28 protein-coding genes are annotated in these 21,359 nt (G+C 69.9%); 17 read left to right on the top strand and 11 right to left on the bottom strand.

Features of this window, described 5'->3' with window-relative positions; genetic code table 11:
* Genes EV193_RS18705 through deoC form a run of 5 tightly spaced genes read right to left on the bottom strand, consistent with a single transcriptional unit; the run spans position 1 to position 4,615 of the window.
* Positions 1-999, bottom strand: a complete 999-nt coding sequence (locus tag EV193_RS18705; RefSeq protein WP_207222706.1) for a C40 family peptidase — start codon at positions 997-999, stop codon at positions 1-3.
* The gene (locus tag EV193_RS18700) at positions 996-1,322 is read right to left on the bottom strand and encodes a hypothetical protein (RefSeq protein WP_130345472.1); all 327 of its coding nucleotides are present in this window, start codon (positions 1,320-1,322) and stop codon (positions 996-998) included. The genes EV193_RS18705 and EV193_RS18700 overlap by 4 nt, the downstream gene beginning before the upstream one ends.
* Positions 1,323-1,357: 35 nt before the next feature.
* Complete coding sequence (locus EV193_RS18695; protein WP_130345471.1) at positions 1,358-2,224, bottom strand: aldehyde dehydrogenase family protein; 867 nt, start codon at positions 2,222-2,224, stop codon at positions 1,358-1,360.
* Positions 2,217-3,650, bottom strand: a complete 1,434-nt coding sequence (locus EV193_RS18690) for an aldehyde dehydrogenase family protein (protein WP_130345470.1) — start codon at positions 3,648-3,650, stop codon at positions 2,217-2,219. The genes EV193_RS18695 and EV193_RS18690 overlap by 8 nt, the downstream gene beginning before the upstream one ends.
* Positions 3,650-4,615, bottom strand: coding sequence for a deoxyribose-phosphate aldolase (gene deoC / locus EV193_RS18685; RefSeq protein ID WP_130345469.1), 966 nt, complete (start codon positions 4,613-4,615; stop codon positions 3,650-3,652). Before deoC ends, EV193_RS18690 begins: the two co-directional genes overlap by 1 nt.
* 97 nt (positions 4,616-4,712) lie before the next feature.
* Here deoC and EV193_RS18680 point away from each other — a divergent pair, with 97 nt between their 5' ends.
* Positions 4,713-5,957 carry a S8 family peptidase gene (locus EV193_RS18680; protein WP_130345468.1) on the top strand — a complete coding sequence of 415 codons (1,245 nt, stop codon included), beginning with the start codon at positions 4,713-4,715 and terminating at the stop codon, positions 5,955-5,957.
* Between the two features lie 80 nt (positions 5,958-6,037).
* Here EV193_RS18680 and EV193_RS18675 read toward each other — a convergent pair whose 3' ends face one another.
* Positions 6,038-6,676, bottom strand: a complete 639-nt coding sequence (locus EV193_RS18675; RefSeq protein WP_130345467.1) for a DUF1707 domain-containing protein — start codon at positions 6,674-6,676, stop codon at positions 6,038-6,040.
* Between the two features lie 234 nt (positions 6,677-6,910).
* Between EV193_RS18675 and EV193_RS18670 the strand changes: the two genes are divergently transcribed.
* Together EV193_RS18670 and EV193_RS18665 are read left to right on the top strand one after the other, a co-directional pair.
* Positions 6,911-7,363 carry a hypothetical protein gene (locus EV193_RS18670; protein WP_130345466.1) on the top strand — a complete coding sequence of 151 codons (453 nt, stop codon included), beginning with the start codon at positions 6,911-6,913 and terminating at the stop codon, positions 7,361-7,363.
* A gap of 170 nt (positions 7,364-7,533) precedes the next feature.
* Complete coding sequence (locus EV193_RS18665) at positions 7,534-8,343, top strand: BTAD domain-containing putative transcriptional regulator (RefSeq protein ID WP_130345465.1); 810 nt, start codon at positions 7,534-7,536, stop codon at positions 8,341-8,343.
* Here EV193_RS18665 and EV193_RS18660 read toward each other — a convergent pair whose 3' ends face one another.
* Complete coding sequence (locus tag EV193_RS18660; RefSeq protein WP_130345464.1) at positions 8,344-8,976, bottom strand: response regulator; 633 nt, start codon at positions 8,974-8,976, stop codon at positions 8,344-8,346.
* Positions 8,969-10,099: a GAF domain-containing sensor histidine kinase gene (locus EV193_RS18655; RefSeq protein ID WP_130345463.1), complete on the bottom strand. Its 1,131-nt coding sequence runs from the start codon at positions 10,097-10,099 to the stop codon at positions 8,969-8,971. Before EV193_RS18655 ends, EV193_RS18660 begins: the two co-directional genes overlap by 8 nt.
* Positions 10,100-10,327: 228 nt before the next feature.
* Between EV193_RS18655 and EV193_RS18650 the strand changes: the two genes are divergently transcribed.
* The 4 genes from EV193_RS18650 to EV193_RS18635 are packed head-to-tail and all read left to right on the top strand — an operon-like array spanning position 10,328 to position 13,274.
* Positions 10,328-11,014, top strand: coding sequence for an SDR family oxidoreductase (locus tag EV193_RS18650; RefSeq protein ID WP_130345462.1), 687 nt, complete (start codon positions 10,328-10,330; stop codon positions 11,012-11,014).
* The gene (locus EV193_RS18645) at positions 11,011-11,385 is read left to right on the top strand and encodes a VOC family protein (RefSeq protein WP_130345461.1); all 375 of its coding nucleotides are present in this window, start codon (positions 11,011-11,013) and stop codon (positions 11,383-11,385) included. Before EV193_RS18650 ends, EV193_RS18645 begins: the two co-directional genes overlap by 4 nt.
* On the top strand, positions 11,382-12,410 hold the full coding sequence (locus EV193_RS18640; protein ID WP_130345460.1) for an S-adenosylmethionine:tRNA ribosyltransferase-isomerase: 1,029 nt from the start codon (positions 11,382-11,384) through the stop codon (positions 12,408-12,410). The genes EV193_RS18645 and EV193_RS18640 overlap by 4 nt, the downstream gene beginning before the upstream one ends.
* 45 nt (positions 12,411-12,455) lie before the next feature.
* Positions 12,456-13,274, top strand: coding sequence for a methyltransferase domain-containing protein (locus tag EV193_RS18635; RefSeq protein WP_130345459.1), 819 nt, complete (start codon positions 12,456-12,458; stop codon positions 13,272-13,274).
* Positions 13,275-13,336: 62 nt separating this feature from the next.
* Here EV193_RS18635 and EV193_RS18630 read toward each other — a convergent pair whose 3' ends face one another.
* A complete protein-coding gene (locus EV193_RS18630) occupies positions 13,337-13,948 on the bottom strand; it encodes a TetR/AcrR family transcriptional regulator (protein ID WP_242613492.1) in 612 nt (203 codons plus the stop codon).
* A gap of 143 nt (positions 13,949-14,091) precedes the next feature.
* Between EV193_RS18630 and EV193_RS18625 the strand changes: the two genes are divergently transcribed.
* From EV193_RS18625 to EV193_RS18605, 6 genes are read left to right on the top strand one after another with little or no spacing between them, the layout of a single operon-like run.
* Complete coding sequence (locus tag EV193_RS18625) at positions 14,092-14,886, top strand: SDR family oxidoreductase (protein WP_130345457.1); 795 nt, start codon at positions 14,092-14,094, stop codon at positions 14,884-14,886.
* A gap of 18 nt (positions 14,887-14,904) precedes the next feature.
* Positions 14,905-15,996, top strand: a complete 1,092-nt coding sequence (locus EV193_RS18620; RefSeq protein WP_130345456.1) for an MBL fold metallo-hydrolase — start codon at positions 14,905-14,907, stop codon at positions 15,994-15,996.
* Positions 15,993-16,541 carry a DUF6801 domain-containing protein gene (locus EV193_RS18615; RefSeq protein WP_130345455.1) on the top strand — a complete coding sequence of 183 codons (549 nt, stop codon included), beginning with the start codon at positions 15,993-15,995 and terminating at the stop codon, positions 16,539-16,541. Before EV193_RS18620 ends, EV193_RS18615 begins: the two co-directional genes overlap by 4 nt.
* Positions 16,508-16,759, top strand: a complete 252-nt coding sequence (locus tag EV193_RS18610; RefSeq protein ID WP_130345454.1) for a DUF6801 domain-containing protein — start codon at positions 16,508-16,510, stop codon at positions 16,757-16,759. The genes EV193_RS18615 and EV193_RS18610 overlap by 34 nt, the downstream gene beginning before the upstream one ends.
* The gene (locus EV193_RS33390) at positions 16,756-16,917 is read left to right on the top strand and encodes a hypothetical protein (protein ID WP_165401407.1); all 162 of its coding nucleotides are present in this window, start codon (positions 16,756-16,758) and stop codon (positions 16,915-16,917) included. Before EV193_RS18610 ends, EV193_RS33390 begins: the two co-directional genes overlap by 4 nt.
* The gene (locus EV193_RS18605; protein ID WP_130345453.1) at positions 16,917-17,834 is read left to right on the top strand and encodes a poly(ethylene terephthalate) hydrolase family protein; all 918 of its coding nucleotides are present in this window, start codon (positions 16,917-16,919) and stop codon (positions 17,832-17,834) included. Before EV193_RS33390 ends, EV193_RS18605 begins: the two co-directional genes overlap by 1 nt.
* A gap of 83 nt (positions 17,835-17,917) precedes the next feature.
* On the opposite strand, the gene EV193_RS18600 is transcribed toward EV193_RS18605, so the two are convergent.
* Positions 17,918-18,388, bottom strand: a complete 471-nt coding sequence (locus tag EV193_RS18600; protein WP_130345452.1) for an SRPBCC family protein — start codon at positions 18,386-18,388, stop codon at positions 17,918-17,920.
* A gap of 32 nt (positions 18,389-18,420) precedes the next feature.
* Between EV193_RS18600 and upp the strand changes: the two genes are divergently transcribed.
* Both upp and EV193_RS18590 read left to right on the top strand, forming a co-directional pair.
* On the top strand, positions 18,421-19,044 hold the full coding sequence (upp, locus tag EV193_RS18595) for a uracil phosphoribosyltransferase (RefSeq protein ID WP_130345451.1): 624 nt from the start codon (positions 18,421-18,423) through the stop codon (positions 19,042-19,044).
* Between the two features lie 133 nt (positions 19,045-19,177).
* Positions 19,178-19,822 carry a CPBP family intramembrane glutamic endopeptidase gene (locus EV193_RS18590; RefSeq protein WP_207222705.1) on the top strand — a complete coding sequence of 215 codons (645 nt, stop codon included), beginning with the start codon at positions 19,178-19,180 and terminating at the stop codon, positions 19,820-19,822.
* Here EV193_RS18590 and EV193_RS18585 read toward each other — a convergent pair.
* On the bottom strand, positions 19,819-20,412 hold the full coding sequence (locus tag EV193_RS18585) for a TetR/AcrR family transcriptional regulator (protein ID WP_130345450.1): 594 nt from the start codon (positions 20,410-20,412) through the stop codon (positions 19,819-19,821). The two genes, EV193_RS18590 and EV193_RS18585, sit on opposite strands and share 4 nt — an antisense overlap.
* A 137-nt stretch (positions 20,413-20,549) precedes the next feature.
* Between EV193_RS18585 and EV193_RS18580 the strand changes: the two genes are divergently transcribed.
* Positions 20,550-20,750, top strand: coding sequence for a ribbon-helix-helix domain-containing protein (locus EV193_RS18580; protein WP_242613491.1), 201 nt, complete (start codon positions 20,550-20,552; stop codon positions 20,748-20,750).
* Between the two features lie 211 nt (positions 20,751-20,961).
* The gene (locus EV193_RS18575; protein ID WP_130345448.1) at positions 20,962-21,345 is read left to right on the top strand and encodes a type II toxin-antitoxin system death-on-curing family toxin; all 384 of its coding nucleotides are present in this window, start codon (positions 20,962-20,964) and stop codon (positions 21,343-21,345) included.
* Positions 21,346-21,359: the final 14 nt, after the last annotated feature.

Raw genomic sequence — 21,359 nt, 5'->3', positions numbered from 1 at the left:
CTACGCCGTGGGCCGCCAGTAGCCGCGGAAGGTCTGGCCGGCCATGTTGGTCTCCCGCAGCGGGCCCATCTGCACCGGATCGCCGGCCTCGATGAGCTGCCCGTCGCCGGCGTAGATCGCCACGTGACCGCCGGCCTCGCCACCCTCCCAGACGAGCAGGTCGCCCGGCTGCAGGTCCTCCTTGCTCACCTGTGTGCCGATGTCCTGACTCTGCGCCGGGCCGGGCACGTCCACGCCGGCCTGCCCGTACGCCCAGGTGACCAGGCCGCTGCAGTCCACGCCGCCGTCGCGGTTCGGGTCCTTGCCGCCCCACACGTACGGCATGCCGAGCAACTTCTTGGCGTTCTCCACGGCCTGCGCGCCGGCTCCGCTGGGCGGTGGCGCGTTGTTCTGCGGCGCGCCGTTGTACGCCTCGGGCGGGGTGCCGGGGGAGCCGTTCTGCTGCGGTGTGGTGCCACCCATGCCGAGGTCGCCGAGCAGCTTCTGGCCCACGCCGGTGAGCTGCTGCACGGTGCCCCGCAGGTTGCCGGACACCTTGCCGGCCAGCTCCCCGCCGAGCGTGATCAGCTCGCCGAGCTTCATCGCGGCGCCGAACGGATTGGTGAACGCCGCCGCCTGCGCCGCCATCAGGATGTTGACCGCGCGCTGCTTGAACGTCTCGAAGTCCGCGACGTTGGTGACCTGCGCGCCCTTGAGGATCTCGAAGCCCTGGCCGATCGCGCCCTGGATCGTCGTGCTGTTGGCCGTGAGCTGCCGCGCGATTCCGTCCAGCGCGGCGCCGTCGGTCTGCTGGCGGCCGCTGGCCTGGCCGGTCCACATCTGGGCGAGCCCGGCGGTCTGGTTGCCGACGTCGGTGGCCACGCGGGACACGGTGTCCCGCACCTGGCGCTGGGCCGCGCCGAGCGTGTCGATCGCGTCGTCGTTGGTGAGCAACTGCCGCGACGCGGTGACGGCGGCCTGCCCGAGCGCCTCGACCAGCGGAATGATCGGGGAGGTCACGCGCGCTCACCGCCGATCGCGCCGAAGGTCTGGCTGTGGCCGGCCTGCTGGACGTCGTAGTGCGTGCCGGTCTGCCCGACTGCGGCCGCCATGCCGGCGATCGCCGAGGCGTGCCCGGTGACCTCGGCGTTGTGCCGCTCGATCGCCGCCGCGAGCTGGCTGGTGAACCCGGAGTGCACGCCGACCAGCGAGAACGCGCCCTCGGTGAAGCCGGTGAGGTGCTCGCCTGCCGCGGCGCTCAGCTCGTCGGCCAGCGGGGTGACACTCCTGGAGTAGCCGGTCAGCGCCGAGGTGTCGACGTCGAAGCCCTGTATTGGTTCCATCGGTCCGCCTGTGGGTGAATGGAGAACACGGGTGTTCACACGCCCACAGGATGCCACACGGTCTTGTGCTCCAGGTACCGCTTCAACCGAGAAATGTCCGGCGCCCTCGTCCAGTCCGGCTCCGACGACGGCGCGCGCAGTACCCGCTTGACCGTGCCGGCCGCGGCCCGCTCCAGGTCCGCGCGCATCGACTCGGGCGCGCCGGTCAGGTCGATCGCGTTCACGTCCGCGTGCGACGCCAGCCACGGCCCCAACTCGGCCGCGCGCCCGGTCAGGATGTTGACCACGCCGCCCGGCACGTCCGACGTGGCGAGCACCTCCGACAGCGTGATCGCCGGCAGCGGGCGGTCCAGGCTGGACACCACGACGGCCGTGCTGCCGGTGGCGATCACCGGCGCGAGCACGCTGACCAACCCGAGCAGCGAGGACTGCTGCGGGGCCAGCACGCCGGCCACGCCGGTCGGCTCCGGCATGGTGAAGTTGAAGTACGGGCCGGCGACCGGGTTGCTGGAGCCGAACACCATGGCCAGCTTGTCGGTCCACCCGGCGTACCAGACCCACCTGTCGATCGCACCGTCCACAATGGACTGTGCGCGTTTGGCCTGGACGCCCTCGCTCGCGGCGACCTCGGCGATGAACTGCTCGCGCCGGCCCTCCAGCAGCTCGGCGACCCGGTAGAGCACCTGCCCCCGGTTGTACGCGGTGGCGCCCGACCAACCAGGAAAAGCCTTGCGTGCGGCGGTTACCGCCTCGCGCACGTCCTTGCGGGACGCCTGCGCCGCGTTGGCCAGGAAGTTGCCCCGGTGATCGTTCACCGGGTACGAGCGGCCGGACTCCGAGCGGGGAAAGGCGCCCCCGATGAAGAGTTTGTAGGTCTTCAAGACCGACATACGGTCAGACATCGAGGTACGCCTCCAGTCCCACGCGGCCGCCCTCGCGACCGAAGCCAGACTCCTGATAACCACCGAACGGCGCGGTGGGATCGAACCGGTTGAACGTGTTGGCCCACACCACGCCGGCGCGCAGTTTCTGCGCCATCCACAGGATTCGCGAGCCCTTGTCCGTCCAGATCCCGGCGGACAGCCCGTACGGCGTGTTGTTCGCCTTGGCCACGGCCTCCTCGGGCGTGCGGAAGGTGAGCACGGACAGCACCGGCCCGAAGATCTCCTCCCGCGCGATCCGCATCGCCTGGGAGACACCGGAGAACACGGTCGGCGCGAAGAAGAAACCCTTGTCCGGCAACGGACACGCGCTGGTCCACCGCTCGGCGCCCTCCGCCTCGCCGGACGCCACCAGGTCGGTGATCTTGCGCAGCTGCTCGGCGGAGTTGATCGCGCCGACGTCGGTGTTCTTGTCCAGCGGATCGCCGACGCGCAGCGTGGACACCCTGGCGCGCAACTTCTCCAGCAGCTCGTCGGCCACCGACTCCTGCACCAGCAGCCGCGACCCGGCGCAGCACACGTGCCCCTGGTTGAAGAAGATCCCGTTCACGATGCCCTCGACGGCCTGGTCCAGCGGCGCGTCGTCGAACACCACGTTGGCCGCCTTGCCGCCCAGCTCCAGGGTCAGCTTCTTACCGGTGCCGGCGATCGCCCGCTGGATGATCTTGCCGACGTCGGTGGACCCGGTGAACGCCACCTTGTCCACGCCGGGGTGCTCCACCACGGCCGCGCCCACGTCGCCCGCGCCCGGCAGGATGTTGACCACGCCCGGCGGCAGATCCGCCTGCTGGACGATCTCGGCGAGCACCAGCGCGGTCAGCGGCGTGGTCTCCGCCGGCTTGAGCACCACGGTGTTGCCGCAGGCCAGCGCCGGCGCGATCTTCCAGGCCGCCATCAGCAGCGGGAAGTTCCACGGGATCACCTGACCGGCAACGCCGACCGGGCGCGGATCCGGCCCGTACCCCGCGTAGGACAGCTTGTCCGCCCAGCCGGCGTGGTGGAAGAAGTGCGCCGAGGCCAGCGGCACGTCGACGTCGCGCGACTCCTTGATCGGCTTGCCGTTGTCCAGGCTCTCCAGCACGGCCAGCTCACGGGCGCGCTCGGCGATCATGCGCGCGATCCGGTACACGTACTTGGCCCGCTCGGCGCCGGGCATCTTGCCCCACACCCGGTCGTGGGCGCGCCGGGCCGCCTTCACCGCGCGGTCCACGTCGGACGTGGAGGCGGTGCTGACTTCGGCCAGCACCTCCTCGGTGGCCGGGTTGACCGTCTTCAGCGGCTCGCCGGTGCCCTCGGTGAACTCACCGTCGACGAACATGCGGTAGTTCGGCTTGAGGTTCGCGATGTCCCGGTTCTCGGGCGCCGGGGCGTACTCCCACGTAGTCATCAGTCCACCGTCACGTAGTCGGGGCCGCTGTAGTGGCCGTCCAGTTGGGTGCGCCGCTGCATCAGCAGGTCGTTGAGGAGGCTGGACGCGCCGAACCGGAAAAGCTCGGGGGACAGCCATTCCGGGCCGGCGACCTCGTGCACGGCGACCAGATAGCGGATCGCGTCCTTGGTCGTCCGGATGCCGCCGGCGGGTTTCACGCCGCGCAGCTCGCCGGTCGAGTCGTGCCAGTCGCGCACGGCCTGCAGCATCACGTGCGTGACGGGCAGCGTCGCGGCCGGCGACACCTTGCCGGTCGAGGTCTTGATGAAGTCACCGCCGGCCAGTAAGCCCAGCCAGGACGCGCGCCGCACGTTGTCGTAGGTGGCCAGCTCGCCGGTCTCCAGGATCACCTTCAAGTGCGCGTCCCCGCAGGCGTGCTTGATCGTGGCGATCTCGTCGAACACCTGCCCGTAGCGCCCGGACAGGAAGGCGCCCCGGTCGATCACCATGTCCACCTCGGACGCACCGGCCGCCACGGCCAGCTCCGTGTCGGCGATCTTGACCCGCATGCTGGACCGTCCGCTGGGGAACGCGGTGGCCACGCTCGCCACGCCCACGCCGCTGCCCGCCAGTGCCCTGACCGCGGTCTCCACCAGGTCGGGGTAGACGCAGACGGCGGCGGCCTTCGGCACCTCCGGGCGGTCCGGGTCCGGCCGGCGCGCCTTGGCGCACAGCGAGCGGACCTTGCCGACCGTGTCGGCGCCCTCGAGCGTGGTCAGGTCGACCATGGAGATGGCGGTGTCGATCGCCCAGAGCTTGCTGGCCTTCTTGATGCTGCGGGTGCCGAGGCCGGCCGCGCGTTGTTCCACGCCCACCTGATCGACTCCGGGCAGCCCGTGCAGGAAACGGCGCAGGCTCGACTCGTCACGGGTGACGTCGGCGAACTCGGGCGTGAGCCCCGACGCCGTCGGAGGGGCAACCATGCCCCGAGTCTAGGACCGCACGCCCACGACCACGCCGGACAGTACGCCCCAGAAGTTCTGTGAACATGTGCGTTCATCAACTGGTAGGCTCCGCGGCATGAACCGCAAGACAGCTCGTCGCGCGCTGTGGTTGGCCGGCGCCGCGATGCTCGCCACGACGGCCGTGATCGGTGGCACGCTCGCCACCGCCGAGCCCGCCGCTCCCGCCGAGGGGGCCATTGTCAACGCTGGCGCGGAGGGCGCGGTCGCCGGGCGGTACGTCGTCGTGTTGAAGGACACCGCGGCCGACGCCGTCGACCGGCTCGCCGCGAAGTACGGCGCCACGGTCGAGAACCGGTACCGCGCGACGATTCGCGGGTTCTCCGCGCGGATGGCGGAGACCCAGGCCAAGCGCCTGGCCGCGGACTCCGCGGTGTCCTCGGTCGAGGCGGTGCGCACGGTCAAGGCGCCCCAGCCCACGTCCCAGCCCGCACCCGCGCGACAGGCGACCAGGTCCGCCGTGTCGAGTTGGGGCCTCGACCGGGTCAACCAGCGCGATCTTCCGCTGGACGGCGACTCCGCCCGGCCGCGCGACGGCGGTGCCGGTGTCACCGCGTACATCCTGGACTCCGGCGTGCGGCTCACCCACGAGGAGTTCGAGGGCCGCGCCACGTCCGGCTGGGACTTCGTGGACAACGACCCGGACGCGAGCGACGCCTGCGGGCACGGCACGCACGTCGCCGGCACGGTGGCCGGCAAGACCTTCGGCGTGGCCCCCGCCGCGCGGATCGTGTCGGTCCGCGTGCAGAGCTGCGGCGTGACCCTGGTCGCCAGCGACTCGGTGCTGGCCGGGGTGGACTGGGTGACGGCCAACGCCAAGCGCCCGGCCGTGGTGAACATGAGCCTCGGCTACCCGGGCAGCTCGCCGGCCCTGGAGAACGCGGTGCGCCGCTCGATCGCCTCCGGCATCACCTACACGATCGCCGCCGGCAACTTCTACGTGCCGGCGTGCACGTTCTACCCGGCCAACGTGCGCGAGGCGATCACGGTCGCCAACTCCAACCAGAAGGATCACCGCTCGGCGGAGAGCCAGTGGGGCGACTGCGTCGACATCATCGCGCCCGGCACCGACATCGTGTCCTCGACTTTCGCCGACGACCGGAGCAGCGGGCCGATGAGCGGCACGTCGATGGCGGCGCCGCACGTGGCCGGTGCCGCGGCGCTGTACCTGGCCCGCAATCCCGACGCCTCGCCGGAGGACGTGCGGCGCGCACTGGTGGACAGTGCGACCAAGGACAAGATCGGCTGGACGTTGCCCGGCACGCCGAACCTGTTGCTGTACACGGGATCGCTGGGTGAATGAGCCGGGGCGCGCCAACCCACCCGGCGCGCCCCACCGACCGGCCGTCACCGGGTTCTGGCCCACCCGGTGATGGCCGGTTCTTATTCCCCGATCCGCTGCCGGCGCTGCTTCTTCTTGCTGCGCTTGACCTCCACGCCGGCCATGATCGCCAGGCCGGTGATCTTGACCACCGGCGCGCCGGGCGGGCCGACCTGCTGGTGCGCCCTGTCGTCGAACGCGCCCATGAATCCGCTGCCGGTGACGTGCACGGTGATGTCGTCCGGCACGTAGATCTCCACACCGCCCCACCAGGTGAACACGTTGATCGTGGTCTCGTGCTCGGCGAAGCGCGCGTGGGTCAGGTCGATGGCGCTGCCGCCCATGATCGCCACGACGCTGTAGCTCGGTGGCACGACCCACGGCCCCTTGCGGTCGGCCGAGGACATGAAGGCGATCGAGGACTTGGACGTCGGCTCGCCGCCGATCCGGTCGATCGCGCCGGCCTGCGGCACCGCGAGGTGCGTTTCCCCACGCACCGCCGGCGAATGGCCGGCGGGCAGGTCGTGGGTGAGCGGCCCCAGTTCGCCGATCGTCTTGGCGGAGTAGACGGCGTCCAGCCGCTCCTCGAGTTCGCTGACGGTCAGCCTGCCCTCCGCCATGGCGTTGTTCAGGATCTTCGCGACACGCTCGCGGTCAGCGTTCGACGCCCGCAGTTGGCTCGGGTCCGGCACCTCGTTCACGCCGCGAGACTAGCGCCCCCTCCGCGCGAGTCCCACCTCCAGGACGCCGAGTCCCACCAACTCGGCGCGCGGAGGGTGGGACTCGCGGCGGCGGAAGAGTCTTTTATGCGATCGGTGACAACCGCGCGAGTCGCGCCGCATAGGCGAAACAGAGCGGGCGCATAGCGGCGGGGGTTATCCAATTATGGGGGTCGTTCCGCCCCCGGATAACCGACTAATAGTGAGCGAGGGAACATGAAATACATTCGATCTATTGTGGCGGGGATCGCCGCGACCGTCATCGCCATTGCGCTGATGTTCGCGGGAGGGAGTTCGGCCGGCGCGGACACCGCGGCGGCCCAGGATGTGGCCGAGTCGTCGGCGACGACCGCCGTGCCGGGTGAGGCGCCCGGCATCCAGGCGATCGACGTTCAGATCAACGCCTACTCCGGGGGCGTGCTCCGCGGGCAGGGCTACTTCTACTCCTACGGCGAGCACCTGTACGCCTGCGACCGCAGCGCGGACGGGCGAACCGTGACCTCGCAGTTGTACTGGGACGGGGCCGTGCGGGCCTCGGTCGCCGACGGCAACGGCGCCTCGGCGGGCTGCGGTCACCGCAACCTGGAGATCGCGGAGGGCAAGTACGTCTTGCTGAGGGTGTGCCTGAGCGGTGTCGGATGCACCGCCTGGGTGCGCGGCCAGGCTTAACCCGAACAGCCGATGGAATGTCCCGCTCTCACCGACAACGGCGAGAGCGGGATTCTTTATTTCGTTTCAGGCACGATCGTTCACGTCCCTCGTTCGGAGGTACACGCGGATGCTTCGCGATGTGACGATGGGTTTCACTGAGGGAAAGATAAGTGCCAGGGGGACAGGCCATGGCTGTGGGGAAAAGCGTCATGGATCCGGCCGCGGGCAGAGATTGCGCCGATGGTTGGTCGTATTTTCTGCTCGGTTCGTTACGTGTGGAGTTCGCGCGAACTCGATGGCTGTCGCTCGGACCTCCGCAGGAGCGGGCAATGCTGATCGCGTTGTTGCTCGATGCCAACCGTGTTGTCACCGTCGATCAACTCGTCGAGGGTTTGTGGGACGACGAGCCGCCGACCTCGGCCCGCGCGCGGGTGCAGGACCTGATCTCGCGGCTGCGGCGCAAGATGTGCGAGGTGTCCGAGCGGATCGCCTCACCGATACAGACGGTGGGCGCCGGGTATCGCATCGTCGTCGGCGCCGGACAACTGGACCTGGATCGGGCGCGCAACCAGATCGGCTCGGCGCGGGTGCTGCTGACCGGAGGACAACCCCTGTCCGGTGTCCGGCTGATGCGCGCCACGCTGCAGGACTGGGAGGGCACGGTGCAGCCCGAGCTCACCGCGCCGATCGTGCGACGGGCCGACACCTGGCTGAGCGAGCTCCGGCTGGCGGCGATGGAGGACTGCATCGACGCCGAGCTCTCCCTGAGCCAGCATCAGCGACTGGTGCCAGAGCTGGTCGACCTCGTCCAGCGGCACCCGCTGCGGGAGAAGCTCCGCGCCGCGCTGATGATCGCGTTGGCGAAGTCCGGGCGGGTCGCCGACGCGCTGCTCGTCTACAACGACTGGCGGCACCTGCTGGTGACCGAACTCGGCGTCGAGCCGACCCCTCGCATGCGTGAGCTGCACACGAGCATCCTGGACTGGCAGGAGCGCTGATCAGGTGTCGACCAAACCATTGCGCACCGCGAACAGTGCGGCCTGTGTGCGATCGGATAGATCCAGCTTGGTCAGGATCGCACTCACGTGCGTCTTCACGGTCTTCTCCGACAGGTTCAGCGCGCGGGCGATCTCGCGGTTGGACCGGCCGCGGGCCAGGATCCCCAGCACCTCGGTCTCCCGCGCGGTCAGGCGTGCGGCGGGCGGTGTCGGCTCGCCGGCGGCCAGCGCGCTGAGCACGTCGGGGTGCATCAGTACGTGCCCGGCGTGCACGGATCGGATCGCCGCGGCGAGTGCCGGCGGGTCGACGTCCTTGTAGACGTAACCGGCCGCGCCGGCCCGCATCGCGGGGAGCACGGCGGCCGGGTCGGTGTAGCTGGTGATCACCAGGACCTTGGTACTGATCCGCCGTTCGCGGAGTTCGCGGAGCGCGGTCACGCCGTCCACGCCGGGCATCATCAGGTCCAGCAGCACGACGTCCGGGCGCAGCCGCTCGGTCGCCTCCACACACGACGATCCGTCGCCGGCCTCGCCGACCACGGTGATGTCCGGCTGCAGGTCCAGGAACGTGCGAAGCCCTTGTCGCACAACGGGATGGTCGTCCACGACGAGCACCTTGATGTTGTTATCCACAGTGCACCTCCAGCCGCACCGTGGTGCCCTCGCCCGGGGTGGACGCGACGGCCAGCTTGCCGCCCGCGGTTCGCGCGCGCTCGCGCATGGAGGAGATGCCGAGCCGGCGCGCGGACTCCTCGGCCTTGGCCGGGTCGAACCCGGTCCCGTCGTCGGCGATCTCCAGGGTGAACTTGCTGTCCACTGTGGACAGTCGCACGTGGACGGTGGCGGCGTCGGCGTGCCGCAGCGCGTTGTGCAACGCCTCCTGGGCGATCCGGTAGGCGGCCGCCTCCTGTACCGGGGACAGCCGGCAGACCGTGCCCGCGGTGAAGGTGATCGTCGCGTCGTGCACCCGGTCCAGCAGCTCGACCTGCTTGCGCAGCGCCACGTCCAGCCCGTCGCCGGCGAGATCCGCGGACCGCATGCCGATCACCACCGAGCGCAGTTCGGCGGACGCCTCGGCGGCCAGCGTGCGCACGTTCTCCAGTTCGGCGACGGCCCGCTCCGGGTCCTGCGCCACCAGTTGGGCGGCCGCGTCGGCGGTCAGGCGCAGGCTGAACAGCTTCTGGGTCACGGCGTCGTGCAGTTCGCGGGCGATCCTGGTGCGTTCCTCAACGATGGACAGTTCCCGGCTGCGCTCGTAGAGCCGCGCGTTGACCAGGGCGATCGCCGCGTGCGACGCGAGCAGCCGGAGCAGCTCCTGGTCGTCCTCGGTGAACCCGCCCGGGGTGCGCTTGTTGGCCAGGAAGATCTCGCCGAGGATCTCCTCGCCGTCCACGATCGGCATGCCGAGGAAGTCGGCGAGCACCGGGTGCGCGTCCGGCCACCACCCGAACTGGGGGTGCGCCCGGATGTCGTCCAGGCGCACCGGGTTGGGGTCGGACAGCATCACGCCGAGCAGGCCGTGCTGGCGGGGGACCGGGCCGATCGCCTCCCACTGTTCGTCGGAGATCCCGTCGGCCAGGAATTCCTGGAACGAGCCCTGTTCGTCGGGCACCCCGAGTGCGGCGTAGCGCGCGTCCAGCAGCCGGCGCGCGGACACCAGGATCGTGCGCAGCACGTCGCGCACGGACAGGTGCGCGGTGACCGCGAGTACCGCGGCACTGATCTCGCGCAGCTCGTCCCGCCCGAACCGTTCCACACCGTGGACGGTACCCGCCCGCGAGTCCCGCGCCCTGCACCAGCGAGTCCCGCGTTCGGGCGTGCCTGAGCGCGGGACTCACCGTGTCTGAGCGCGGGACTCGCGCGTTCGCACCGCGTCGTGCGGCGTAGGTCGAAGGTCGTAGGTCGATCGCGCCTCGAGCCCGATGGCGGGGACGCCGTGCCGGCATAGCGTCGTGGCATACATCAAGTAATCAGGAGGTTTGCCATGTCGGTCGCGATCATCACCGGGGCGTCCCGGGGGCTCGGACTCGCTCTGGCCGCCGGGTTGGGCGAAGCCGGGTGGAAGCTCGTCGTGGACGGGCGGGACGGCGCCGCGTTGAACGCCGCGGCGGCCACCATCGACGGCGAGGTGACCACGGTCCAGGGCGACGTGACGGTCGCCGCGCACCGGTTCGCGCTCGTCGAGGCCGCCGACCGGCTCGGCGGAGCCGACCTGCTGGTGAACAACGCCGGCATCCTCGGCCCGAGCCCGCAGCCGTCGCTGGCCCAGTACCCGCTGGACGTGCTGCGCGATGTGTACGAGGCGAACGTGCTCGCCCCGCTCGCGCTCACCCAGCTGGTGCTGCCCGGCCTGCGCGAGCGGTCCGGCGCGCTGGTCAACATCACCTCCGACGCGGCGCGCGAGCCGTACGAGGGCTGGGGCGGATACGGCTCGGCCAAGGCGGCGCTGGAGCAGGCCAGCAACGTGCTGTCCGCCGAGGAGCCCGGCGTGCGGGTCTGGTGGGTGGACCCGGGCGACCTGCGCACCCGGATGCACCAGGACGCCTTCCCCGGCGAGGACATCTCCGACCGGCCGCTGCCGGAGACCGTGCTGCCGGCGTTCCTGCGACTGCTCGCCGACAAGCCGGTGTCCGGCCGGGTGCGGCTGGCCGATCTGTTGGTCGCGCCATGAGCCCGAACGCGCTCTGGCTGCCGTACCAGGTGTCCGATGTGGACAGTGCGGTTCGGTACTTCACCGACCACATCGGACTGTCGCAAGTGGACGAATGGCGGCGCGACGGCGAGCACGGCGCGGTGCTGCGCGTTGCCGACGGCGCCTACCTGGAGTTCGTCTCGCCCCAGATGGGATCACAGCCGGAAACCGTTGTGCCGCTTGCCTTCGAGCTGTCCAGCGTCCGCGAGGTCGACGAGCTGTTCATCCGCTGGAGCCCGTCCGATGAGGACATCGTGCACCGGCCGCACACCTACCCGCGCGGCCACTACGGATTCGAACTGCGCGGCGGCCCCGCCGGCGCGCACGTGATGGTCTGGAGCGAATCATGAAGACACTGGAATTCACCCTGCCCGCCGAACTGGAGGCGCCCGCGCCACCGGAGGCGCGCGGGCTGGAGCGGGACGGCGTGCGGCTGCTGGCCGGCTCGGCGGCGACCGGACGGGTGAGCCACCACCGGTTCACCGAGCTGCCGAGCCTGCTGAAACCCGGCGACGTGCTGGTGGTCAACACCTCGGCGACCCTGCCCGCCGCGGTCGGAGTCGTGGGCAGCGGGCTGGTGGTGCACTTCTCCACCGAGCTCGCGCACGGCCGGTGGCTGATCGAGCTGCGACGGTCCGACGGCAAGGCCACCGCCCAGTACGTCGAGGGCATGGCCGGCGACCGCTACCCGCTGCCCGGCGGCGGCTCGGTCACGCTGCGCGAGCCGTTCTCGACCGGCCGGCTGTGGGAGGCCGACGTGGACACCGGAACGGTGCTCGGCGTGCGGTCGTTCCTGCGGCACTTCGGCTCGCCGATCCGGTACGGCTACGTGCGCCGGCCGTGGCCGCTGTCGTTCTACCAGAGCGTGTTCGCCACGACCCCGGGCAGCGCCGAGATGCCCAGCGCGGCCCGCCCGTTCACCGACGCGGTGGTCACCCGGCTGGTGTCGGCCGGCGTCGAGTTCGCGCCGCTGCTGCTGCACACCGGCGTCGCCTCACCGGAGGCGCACGAGCGCCCGTACCCGGAGCGGTACGCGGTGTCCGAGCACACCGCGCGGGTGGTCAACCAGGCGCGCGCGGCCGGCGGTCGGGTGATCGCGATCGGCACCACGGCGGTGCGCGCGCTGGAGACGGCGACCGGCGAGGACGGCGTGGTGCGCGCCGCGTCCGGCTGGACCGAGCTGGTGGTCACGCCGGAGCGCGGGGTGCGCGCGGTGGACGGCCTGCTCACCGGGTTCCACGAGCCGCGAGCGTCTCATTTGGACATGCTGGCCGCGGTCGCCGGGTTCGGGCTGTTGGAACGGGTCTACGCCGAGGCGGTCGCGGAGGGCTACCTGTGGCACGAGTTCGGCGATGTGAACCTGTTGCTGCCGTAACCTCGACCGCGACCGGGGCGATCTTCCACACAGGGGTGATGTGTCATGACCAGTGGTACCGATCGGGTTTCCTTCCACGCCAACGAGATCCGCGAGCAGGACACCGAGCGGCTGGCGTTCATTCTGGACATGCAGGCCGCGTTGGACGGTGTGCGGCGGCTGCGTGACTGGGCGATGGACGGGCTGGCCGTGCGCCCCGGTGAGCGGGTGGTGGACGTCGGGTCCGGCACCGGCGAGTGCACGCAACGGTTCGCCACCGAGGTCGGGACCGACGGCGAGGCGCTCGGGATCGAGCCGAACCCGGCGATGCGCGCGCTGGCCGAGAAGCGGGCGGCCGAGGCCGGGTCGGTGGCGCGGTTCGTCGACGGTGACGCCTACGCGCTGCCGTTCGAGGACGCCAGCGTGGACGTGCTGCGCTGCGAGCGGGTGTTCCAGCACCTCGACGAGCCGCAGCGGGCGGCCGACGAGTTCGCCAGGGTGCTCCGGCCGGGCGGGCGCGTGGTGCTGATCGACTCCGACTGGGCGACCGCGATTCTGCACCCGGGCGATCCCGAGGTGGCCAAGGTCGTGGTGAGCGGGATGATCGGCGTGAACAGGTCGAATCCGCTGTCCGGACGGCGGCTGCCCGGCCAGCTCACCGCCGCCGGACTGACCGTCACCGACATCGGATCGCAGGCACTGGTGCAACCGCAGGAGGCCGCGGCCGGACCGCTGACCCAGATGCTCGGCGCGGCGGCGGTGGACAATGGCTGGATCACCGACGAGCAGCGGCACACCCTGGTCGCGGACCTGGCGGCCGCCGGTGAGCGCGGTGACTTCTTCCTGTCCGTGACGATGTTCGGCGTGCTGGCCGTCAAGCCGTAGCTTCGGCCCGCTTCTTCAACCGCGCCAACGTCTTCTCGATGTTGGGCCTGGTGGGTTGTGCGCTAGACGGTTTCTGGAATCTCGCTGCGGAAAAGGTCGAAGCCCGCCATCAGGATCGCGGCGGCGACGTCCGAGAGCTCATCGGGACTGCTCTTCTTGTCACCCAGGGTCCAGTCGACCATGAGCTCGGTGAGCCCGCCGACGAAGAACATCGACCCGACCTCCAGCCGGTTGTTGGTGGGCACGCCGACGTGGGCCAGACCGATCGCCGTGATGAGCTGGGCGAACTCGCGCATCACGGCCCGCCGCCGCCGTTCCAGTGCTGGGCTGACCCCGACCACCTCGATGAAGACCACCCGCGCGCGTCGTCCGTCGGCGGCCAGCGTGCGGACGAAGGTGTCGATGCCGGTGCGCGCCAGCGCCCGCACGGACGACTCCGAGGTGCCCAGCGCGGCCAGGGTGGCTTGCTGGACCTGGCTGATCAGGTCGTTGTAGACGCAGGTCAGCAGGTCTTCCCGGTCGCGGAAGGACTCGTAGAAGTACCGCTCGGTCAGCCCCGCGGCCTGGCACACCTGCTTGACCGACGCCGTCGCGTACCCGGTGGTGCCGAACAGTTCCAGTCCTGCCTCCAGCAGCCGCGCCCGCCGGTCCGCGCGCCGTTGGTCCGCGTCCATTCCTCGGTATCGACGTGCGCCGGACCGGGGATTTGTCATGGTCGTGCGCCCTCTTCCCGCTGGTGTTGACGGCATTCAACCACCTCTGACACGCTCCCGTGTCAGATGAAGTGACACGATCGCGTGTCACATGAGAGGTGCACATGCCGACCAACCGGCCGCTGACCGGAAAAGTGGTCGCCGTGACCGGCGGCGGCCAGGGCATCGGCCGCGCGATCGCCTTCTCGCTGGCTCGCGCGGGCGCCGACGTGCTGATCGGCGATCTCGACGGCGCGGCGGCCGAGCGCGCGGCACACGAGATCAGCGAACAGACCGGAGCGCGCGTCGGCGGCCTTTCCCTGGACGTGACCTACGCCCGGGACTTCGCCGAGTTCCTCCACGGTGCCGAAGCCGCATTCGGGCCGGTGGACGTGCTGGTCAACAACGCCGGGGTCATGTGGGTCGGACCGTTCGCCGACGAGCCCGCGGAGGAGGCCGCGCGGCAGATCACGGTGAACCTGCACGGCGTGCTGCACGGGATGAAGCTCGCCATCCCCGCGATGCGCCGCCGCGGGCAGGGTCACGTCGTCACCATCGCCTCCGCCGCGAGCAAGCTCGCCCCTGCGGGCGAGGCGACCTACACCGCCACCAAGCACGCCGTGTACGGGTACTGCTCCGCGGTCCGCGCCGAACTGCGCGGCAGCGGCGTCGACGTGTCCATGGTGCTGCCGGGCGTCGTGGACACCGCCTTGGCCGTGGGCACCAGCACCGGCCCGGTGCGGCTGCTGCGGCCCGAGGACGTCGCGGCCGCGGTGCTGCGCGTCATCCTGCGCCCCCGGTTCGAGGTGTTCGTGCCCAAACACATCGGTGTCGTCCCCCGCCTGGCCGCGCTCCTCCCGGACCCGCTGCGCGACCTGCTCTACCGCCTGGTGGTCCCTGATCAACTCCGACGATCCTGACGACGAGAGGTCAAGCCGATGGCCACTACCCGGACCGCGACCGCCCTGCGACCGATCCCCGAGTTCGAGGGGGTGCACGACATCTGGCCCCGGGGGGCACGGCTGACCGCCGTGCGTGAGGCCGCGGTCCGGTACAAGAAGCGCTTCACCCGGCAGGGGCAGGTCACCGGGGTGCGCAGCTTCGACATCGCCGCGGCGCCCTACCCCACGAAGTTCGCCTTCCACGGTGCGGCCATCGGCCCGAACCCGTTCGTCAGCATCGTCAACCGCATGCTGGTAGTGCAGTTCGAGGGCTTCGACGGCCGCCGGAAGATGCTGGTGTGGGAGCCCACCGTCGCCGCGGGCAGCGCCACCGCGCCGTTCTACGCCCAACTGGAGCGAATGGTCGGAAAGTTCCTGTCCCACAAGGTGTTCACCCGCTACTACCGCGACCCCGACGCCGTCCTTCCCGACAGCGGACTGCGCCCCGAGGACGTGGACTACGTCAGCTTCGACCACCTGCACGTCCAGGACGTCCGCATGATCATGGGCAGTGACACCCCCATTCCGGGCGAGCGCGAACCGCGAAAGCCGCTGTTCCCCAACGCCCGGCTTCTGGTGCACCGCAGGGAACTCGGCACCTTCGAATCGCCACACCCCATGCAGTGGGCGTGGTACGTGGACGGCGGCATGGACGGCGTCCCCGACAACCGCGTCACCGCGTTCGAGGGCGACGTGGAACTCGGCGTCGGCGTCAGCCTGCTCTGGACCCCCGGCCACACCGACGGCAACCACTCCCTGGTGCTCAACACACCCGACGGCGTGTGGGTCTCCTCCGAGAACGGCGTGTCCGCCGACAACTGGCAACCCGAACTGTCCCGCATCCCCGGCGTGCGCAACCACGCCCGCTTCTACGGGCGCGAGATCGTCCCCAACGCCAACACCCTCGAAGATTCCCTGGATCAGTACGACTCCATGGTCAAGGAAAAGACCCTCGCCGACCCCAGCCGCCGCGATCCCCGCTGGCTCCAGATCCTGCCCTCCTCCGAACTCGCGCCCTGGAAACGCCAGTGGCCGGTGCTCCCCACCCTGCGCCACGGCGGAATCGACTACGGCACCCTCACCCGATGACCACCGTGGAAAATGCTGTTCCTTCATGGGATGCGGTGAATCGCCTGAAACTGCGACGTCTCCCCACCCTGCAATTTGTCATGAAATTCAGTTCATTTTCGTACCGGGAGAAAATGAAAACAACACTGGGACTCAGGTCCCGCCGCATACTGACGGGTGTCGCCGCGGGAGCACTGGTGGCAGGCATGATGGGCTTCGTCGGCACGGGCTCCGGCTCGGCGGCCGGCTCGACCCTGGCCTACACCTGCGCGCTCCCGGTCGTCGGCGAGCAGCCCATGACCGCGAAGATCGAGGTGACTCCCGACTCCGTGTCTGCCGGCCAGGAGACGGTCTTCGACTTCAAGGCGACGATCGCCCTCCCGGAGGCTGGGGGCCTGAGCATCGTCGGCGCCAAGGCCCTTGAAGGGTCCTTCAAGCCCGTGGTGAAGGTGACGGCCCCTGGCGTGGAGGTCCCACCGGTCCAGATTTCCCTGAAGTTCCCGACGACCCCGATCCCGAGTCTGGCGAATTCGTGGTCATCGCCACCGGCAAGTCCCCGGCACTGACATTCCCGCAGACCGGCAGCGGGAAGCTCGCCGTCGGAGACATCGAGGCCGAACTGACCCCCAAGAAGGCGGACGGCACCGACACCGGCCTCAGCACCTTCAACGCGAACTGCGAGCAGGGCCCTGGCCAGGACAACACCGTGGCCACGTTCAAGATCACGGACGGTCACGGCACGCCTGACGCGACGAAGGTCACCAGGACTACAGCGCTGCCGTGACCCTGAGCGGCGCGGCTATCTCGGGCCTCGAACTCGTCGGTGCCACCAGCATCGAGGGCGCCGCGAAGGTCTGGGTCGACGTCGTGGTCAACGGCAAGGTGCGGGAGACCCACACTCACGATCTGACAGCGACAGCGTTCCGAACTGGAGGCATCTGATGACCATCCGAGGCAACACCGAAGCGGAGCCCACGGCCCGGCGGGGGCGTGGGCTCCGTCGAACGTGGACGGTTCTGACGGGATTGGTGGCCGCCGCCGCGCTGGCGGTCGCAACGCTTCCGGGCGCAAGCCCGCATGCCCAGGCCGCGGGCAACCCCTACGAGCGTGGTTCGGCTCCGACGAAGGCGAGTATCGAGGCGCCGACGGGGACGTTCGCGATCAAGCAAGTGGCCGTGCCCGGTGGGCAGGGCTTCGGCGGGGGCAAGCTCTGGTACCCGACCGACACCGCGCAGGGCACCTTCGGCGTGGTTGCCGTCTCGCCCGGGTTCATGAGCGCGGAGCCCTTCATTTCCTGGTACGGCCCCCGACTGGCCAGCCAGGGATTCGTGGTCATCACCATCTCCACCAACGCCCCGGTGGACTTCCCGACCCAGCGGGCCGAGCAGTTGCTCGCCGCGCTGAAATATGTGGTGGACACGAGCGAGGCCAAGAGTGCCGCGGACCCCTCCCGACTGGCCGTGATGGGTCACTCCATGGGTGGCGGCGGCTCGCTGGAGGCAGCACTGAAGGTTCCGGCGCTCAAGGCCACCGTTCCGCTGACCCCCTGGGACTTGGCGTCCGACTTCTCCGCGGTGAAAACCCCCACGCTGATCGTCAGCGCCCAGGCGGACAACTGGGCCACGATGGCCCGGACGTTCTATCAGAGTCTGTCGCCCACGTTGAATCGCGCCCACATCCAGCTGGCCGGAGCGGGTCACAACGCCCCGACCGTACCCAATGTCACGATCGCCAAGTACAGCCTGTCGTGGTTGAAGCGCTTCGTGGACAACGACACCCGGTACGAACAATTCCTCTGCCCGCTGCCCACGAGTGACCCGAAGATCAGCGCCTTCGAGGGCAACTGCCCGCACAACTGACGGAAGCGAAGTGGTGGGGCGCCCAATGGTGTCCAGCCACTTCACCGACATCGGCTCGCAGAACCTGGTCGCGGACCTGGCGGTCAAGCCGTAGCTTCGGCCCGCTTCTTCAACTGTGCCAACGTCTTCTCGATGTTGGCCTGGTTGTGCTTGTCGCGGTCGGGAATGCCGAACAGCACCCGGTTGGCCACCAGCGCGAGCGGGCGCGGCGCCAACCGCGTGGTGCTCTCGGTGACCCGGCAGCCGCCCTCGGTCGGCTCGATGTCGTAGCTCCACTTCGCGCTGGGCAGGCCGGCGACCCGTACGCCGAAGGCGAACCGCTTGCCGGGATCGGCCGCGGTCACCGTGCAGGTGGTGCCCCACGGGCGGCCCTTGTGCTTGTTGCGGCCGCGGAACTGGGCGCCCACCGCGGCCCGGTCGGCGCCGCCCAGCCAGGTGCAGCGCTCGGTCTCCGCCGCCCACTCCGGCAGCGTGGTCACGTCGGAGACCAGGTCGTACACGGCGGCCGGAGAAGCCGCGATCTCGATGCTCGCTCGCGCGGTCGGTTCAGCCATATCGGGGACGGTACCGGCTACGGTGTTCCGTCATGGACGTGCTCGCCGTAGATCACCCGCTGGCCAAGGCCCGACTCACCGTCATGCGGGACGCCCGTACCGACAACGCGACCTTCCGCGCGGCGCTGCACGAGCTGACCGACATGCTGATCTACGAGGCGATGCGGGACGCGCCGGTGCGCCGCGAGCGCATTCACACGCCGGTGGCGCGCACCGAAGGGTACTGGCTGGCGAATCCGCCGCTGCTGGTGCCGGTGCTGCGGGCCGGTCTCGGCATGGCCGATCACGCGCACAAGCTGATCCCGGACGCGCAGATGGGGTTCGTCGGGCTGGCGCGCGACGAGCAGACGCTCAAGCCGGTGCCGTACATGGAGTCGCTGCCGGAGAGTCTGGCCGACCGTCCGGTGCTGGTGCTCGACCCGATGCTGGCCACCGGCGGGTCGATGGAGCACACGATCCGGCTGCTGATCGACCGTGGCGCGACCGACGTGACCGCGGTGTGCGCGCTGGCCGCGCCCGAGGGAATCGAGCGGCTGGACAAGTCCGGCCTGCCGGTGCGGCTGGTGACCGGGAGCGTGGACGAGCGGCTCAACGAGTCGGGCTTCATCGTGCCCGGCCTCGGCGACGCGGGCGATCGCCAGTACGGCGCGGTCTAGTGCCCGATGTCCGAAACTTAGCGATCACGCCGTTCATGTTTCGCGTACTTTAGCCCGCTAAAGTCCCTCGGCCGCAGAGAATGCCCAGGTCGCGTTGGGGCCGTGCGGGGCGATCGTCGGTAGTCTCGGACGGGTGACGCGCGGAATCCGGTGGGCGTGGCTCGCCGTCGAGTTCGCGGCGTTGTTCTTCGTCGCGGTGGGCGTCTACGCCGCGATCGGCAGTCCCGGCAGCCCGATTCCGGTGCTGGTGGTGTTGGCCGTCGCGGTGACCGTGTACCTGGTGCGGCAGCCGGACCTGGACCGCTCGACGTTCGGCGGGCTGGGCAAGCTGCGTGCCGAACTGCCAAGCATGCTCGGCTGGTGGGCGGCGTCCGCCGCGGTGATCACCGTGCTGCTGTTGATCTTCAGCCCGGAGCGGCTGCTGGTGTTCCCGCGCCAGGAGCCGGTCGTCTGGGCGCTGGTGATGGTGCTGTATCCGCTGCTGAGCGTGTACCCGCAGGAGATGATCTTCCGCGCGTTCCTGTTCCACCGCTACAAGCCGCTGTTCGGCACGGGTGCTCCGGTGGTCGCGGCCAGCGCGATCTCGTTCGGGTTCGCGCACGTCATCTTCGGCAACTGGGTCTCGGTCGGGCTGACCCTGATCGGCGGGTTGATCTTCGCCGCGCGGTACCGCAAGACCGGCTCGGTGCTGGTCGCCTCGGTGGAGCACGCGTTGTACGGCTGCCTGGTGTTCACGATCGGGCTGGGCGAGTTCGTCTACCACGGCGGCGCCGGTTAGGTCTTGAGCCAGCCCCGGACGTTGGCGCGCAGCGCGTCCTCGTAGGCGCCGGCCACGTCCATCCCCGGCGGCAGATTTCCGTTGAGCTCCAAGGAAACCAGCCCGTGCACGAGGCCCCACGAGGTGATCGCGACGGTGTCCGGCGCGGTCTGGGTGAACACGCCGGACTCGATCGCCTCGCGCACCACCTCGACCAACGGCATGAACGCGGCGGTGGACTCGGCGATGGCGTCGGCGTCCGGCTCGAAGTCGGGCAGCACGCGGGTGAACATGATCGAGTACAGGTGCGGGTCGGCGAGTGCGCTCTGCCGGTAGACGATGCCGATGCGGACCAGGTCCTCTGCCGGGTCTCCGGTGTGTTCGACGGCGCGCAGGCGGGCGTTGAAGCGGCGGAAGCCCTCGACGTAGAGCTCGCGCAGGAGCGCGGGTTTGCCGCCGAACAGGGAGTAGACGGCGGTGGTGGAGGTGCCGACGTCGGCGGCGAGGCGGCGCAGGCTCAGCGCGGCGGCGCCCTCGGAGGACAGGAGTCGGCCGGCACGGTCGAGCAGGCGCACCCGCAGCGCCTCGTCATGCGTGCGTGGCCTGGGCATGGCGGACAGGTTACCGCGCTGGTCGAGTTTGGTAACGGCGTTCTGGATACTCCGGCGCGGCGGTATCGCGGTGGTACCATCGGGAGGTCGGGGGCCGCACTTCGATGAGTGGAAAGGGTGGGCCTAGGGTCATGGCCATGACGCTCCGGCTTGATGACGAGGAGAACCGCAGGTTGGCCGAATTGGCCGAATCCGAGGGACGCTCCAAGCAGGAGGTCATCCGGCTGGCGCTGGCCGATCGCTGGGCGCGCTCGCGGTCCGAGGAGAAGCTCGAAGAGGTTCTCTCCCGCGTGCTCCCGCGCTACCGCACCCTGCTGGACCGCATCGGCACCACGTAGTTATCCACAGCCTCCGCGTTATCCACAAGTCGATCACCTCGCCCCTCCCTGTCGGTCCCGCCGACTACACTGGCAAGCGGGGTGCCCCCCGGTGCGGGTGGGGGCAGCCACAACGGTGTAGCGGTGTAGAGAGTCCACTGTGGACTGTTGTTCGTGGACCGCGGTGAGTGGAAGTCCTTGTCGGACAACGGTTTCGTGGAGCAGGGAATAGTTGATCAAGTATCTGGATGCCAGTGACCTGCTCGTCCTCGCCGCCGCGGTGATCGGCGGCGATCTCGTCGTTCGCGACATCGGCCTGCTCGACGCGGCGGCGCACCGCCCGCGCGCGACCGTCCTCGGCGTCGAGGCCTACCCGACGCTCTGGCTCAAGTCCGCCGCCCTGCTCGACTCCATCGTGCGCACCCGCCCGCTCGTCGAAGGCAACTGGCGGCTCGGCTGGGTCGCCGCCGTCACCATGTGCGATCTGAACGGCTCCTGGATCGACGCCGACGAGGACAAGGCGCTCGACCTGGTCCGCGAACTCGGCCGGGGCGAGGCCGACGTGCCCGCCGTCGCGCAGCACCTCGAGGCCTGGGCGCTGCCGAAAACAGACTGATCCATTTGACCTGG

The organism is Herbihabitans rhizosphaerae, from assembly GCF_004216555.1.
Classification (GTDB): Bacteria; Actinomycetota; Actinomycetes; order Mycobacteriales; family Pseudonocardiaceae; genus Herbihabitans; species Herbihabitans rhizosphaerae.
Note: the sequence above shows the minus strand (reverse complement) of the source record. Positions and strands in the feature narration are given on the sequence as shown.